Here is a 2,762-nt window from a genome sequence, read left to right on the forward strand (position 1 = left end):
GTTAATACGAAGTTCCAGTTCATAACCACGGTTTTTAACTTTACCCATGTTTATCCAAGGTGCACTTACAATACCTCCAAAATAAGAAGGCATAGCACGATCCGAACCGCTGATAAGAATATCCGAACGTTTATCTCTAAAAATTTCAATATTACCAGCAAACAATCCGTCTAAGAATGAATAATCAATACCAAAGTTAAATTTACGAACAACTTCCCAATGAATATCCGTATAACCTACAGTCTTCTGACGATAAAAAGTATAAGGACTTGCTACATTATACAAACCAGTTGCAATGTTGCCTCCTGTTTCCCACTGATCCATATAAAGCCAACGACGAGTTGTATCCCATTCATCACCGATTACGTCATTACCGATTTCACCGTAAGAAGCTCTCAGCTTCAACATATCAAGGAACTTGATTTTCTTCATGAACTTTTCTTCACTCAGCATCCAGCCAATGGCACCTGAATTAAAGAATACAAAACGATTATCAGCACTAAACTTATCAGAACCATTATATGCACCGTTATATTCCAAGAAATACTTATTGGCATAGTTATAGGTAACACGGAAAGCCCAGTCCTCACGATAATTAGGAACAATACTACCTTTCGCACGCTCCTGACGGCTGAATAATCCCATAGCACCTACCGTATGATTACCAAATGTATTGTTATAATCAATCTGGGCAGAATAATAGAGATGACGTTCCGTAGCATTATTATCGATAGCACCACCTTCAGCAATCCAGTTAACTTGTTCATGGAAATCAAAGTTATGACTACCCTGGCTTGGATTATAGCTGACTGCACCCGTCTCTGGATTAATGTATTTGTACAACGCCTGATCAGTTGAGTTTACACCACGGTTCTGTTCGTAAAATACATTGTCCCATGAAATAGAAGCTTTGGCACTTAAACCTTTTACAATAAAGTCCAGTTTCTGTTCTAATGTAAAGTCAGTTGTCAAACGAGTAGTTGTACGTGTATTCTGTCCGGCCAAGGCCAATTGAGCAACTGAGTTATTGGCATTATTTATCGGGTCATATCCCCATGTACCATCTGAATATTGAGGATAAAATACATTAGGAGGTGTACTATAAGCACTACCCCAGATATTATATTCATAATCAGTACGAGGTCCTTGTTTTACCCCATGTGAACCTGAAAGGTTTGTCTTTAACAATGTTGTCTTGGTAAGCTGGAAGTCAAGGTTACTACGCATATTTACACGGTTATAACCATAAGTAGTCTGATAACCACGTCCATTATCATATTCCTTAAACAAGTCACCTTCGTGCTGATAGTCAATGGCTGCATAATATTTCACAAAACGTGTACCACCACTCACACTGACATTGGCATTTTCAGAAAATGCATAATCCTTAAACATCCAATCTGCCCAGTCAATATTAGGATAGCGTTCTGCTTCTGCCTGATTTGCAGGATTACGATATTTATTCATTTGTTCCTGTGACATCATGTACATCCAAGAATCAGGAGTTAAACCTAATTCATATTCTACTGCATCATTACGCAATTGGAATGCATCGTATGAATCAAGTTTGTTAGGCAGTTTTGAAGGCATCTTTAATGCCATGCTACCACCTGCATTAATAGTCGCTTTACCTTCCTTACCACGTTTAGTAGTAATCAAGATGACACCGTTAGCACCCTTTACACCATAGACAGCAGTTGCTGACGCATCTTTCAACACTGAAATAGATTCTACAGAGTTTACATCGATACCTGACATCGGACGTTCAATTCCATCGACCAAAATCAACGGAGCGCTATTGTTCCATGAACTTGCACCACGAATGACAATTTGCGGATCTTCCTCACCCGGCATACCTGTTGAAGCTGTAGTAACAACACCCGGCAAATTACCAGTCAGTGCAGATCCCAAATCAGAAACTCCACCGGCACGTTCCAGTACTTTTGAAGAAGTCTGCGTAATAGCTCCAACGACAGATGCTTTTTTCTGTTGTCCATAACCTACTACTACAACCTCGTCCAAAACTTCTGTATCTTCACGCAACACGACTACAATCATCGTTCTTCCGTTAACCTTTACATCTTGTGGAGTCATTCCCAAATAAGAGACTGTCAAGACTGAATTTCTATTGGGAACTTCAAGGGTAAAATTACCATCAAAATCGGCAACTGTTCCTACATTCGTATTACCTTTTAATACGATTGCTGCACCAATCAAAGGTTCATCATTTGCATCAAGCACCTTTCCTTTCACTACAACACCATTCTGAGCCATTAAAGAAACGCTACAGAAAAAAAGAAGTAAAAAGAAAATACGGCTTCGCGTGAGAAATAGCTTCTGGTTAGAAGAACTATTCTCGAGAAACTTTTGTCTTATGTTTTTCATTATACCAAATAATTAAAAATAAAAAAATTACAAAGAGTTACCTAATAGTATCCTTTCGTTATCCTCCGTCTTTTTTATTAACAACCATACGCATTTCATTTAAGATTACACAATTATAAATCATTTAACACAATGCAAATGTAAATCTTAATTAATAAAAAGGATTTATACCATATTACCAACACCTATGTTACATGTTACATCATTATCCCGTGTGTAACATTTTCTTTATTCTACGATACATTTAGGCTGTACAACATAAAAAGAATGGCCCCATCTTTTACACAATCTTAATTTCTATACACAAACGTAACTTTGTGTTACATAGCAAACACAAAGGCGCTCGGCTCCAAACGCAAGTACATTTCGATTAAAAC

At 37.7% G+C, this 2,762-nt stretch carries 1 protein-coding gene; it reads right to left on the reverse strand.

Translation table 11 applies throughout. The annotated features are described in order from the left end of the window. Positions 1-2,274: SusC/RagA family TonB-linked outer membrane protein (locus WKT20_RS17860; RefSeq protein WP_340417845.1), on the reverse strand; the 2,274-nt coding region annotated here is incomplete at its 3' end. Positions 2,275-2,762: the final 488 nt, after the last annotated feature.

It is taken from the genome of Phocaeicola sp. ICN-14070, from assembly GCF_037892625.1.
GTDB classification, from domain to species: Bacteria; Bacteroidota; Bacteroidia; order Bacteroidales; family Bacteroidaceae; genus Phocaeicola; species Phocaeicola plebeius.